This is a genomic window from Aeromonas sp. ZOR0002, from assembly GCF_963866995.1.
Classification (GTDB): domain Bacteria; phylum Pseudomonadota; class Gammaproteobacteria; order Enterobacterales; family Aeromonadaceae; genus Aeromonas; species Aeromonas caviae.
The window spans coordinates 23,777-24,080 of record NZ_CAWMFQ010000301.1; the positions used below are offsets into that span (position 1 = coordinate 23,777).

1 protein-coding gene is annotated in these 304 nt (G+C 63.8%); it reads left to right on the forward strand.

All coding sequences use genetic code 11. The features are described from left to right. Positions 1 to 268 (forward strand): helix-turn-helix domain-containing protein (locus tag AACR77_RS16220; RefSeq protein WP_042882792.1); only part of this gene is annotated, 268 nt, incomplete at its 5' end. Positions 269 to 304: the final 36 nt, after the last annotated feature.

The window sequence follows — 304 nt, forward strand, 5'->3', positions numbered from 1 at the left end:
AGTGGTGGAGCAGCTCGCCAGCCTCTGCTGCAGCCCGGTGATAGGCGCGGCCATGGTGGAGTCGGCCCTGAGTGGCGGTGGTGGCGGCATTCCCTCGTTCAACGAGGCGCGGGCCGAGTTTGAAAAGGAGTACCTGATCCGGCTGCTGCGCACCACGGAGGGGAACGTGACCCTGGCGGCCAACATGGCGGGGAGAAACCGCACCGACTTCTACAAGCTGCTGAATCGGCACGGCATCGAGGCGGCCAACTTCAAGTCGAAGGGATAGAAGGGATAAATGACAGAGGGGCGGCCCGTCGATGAC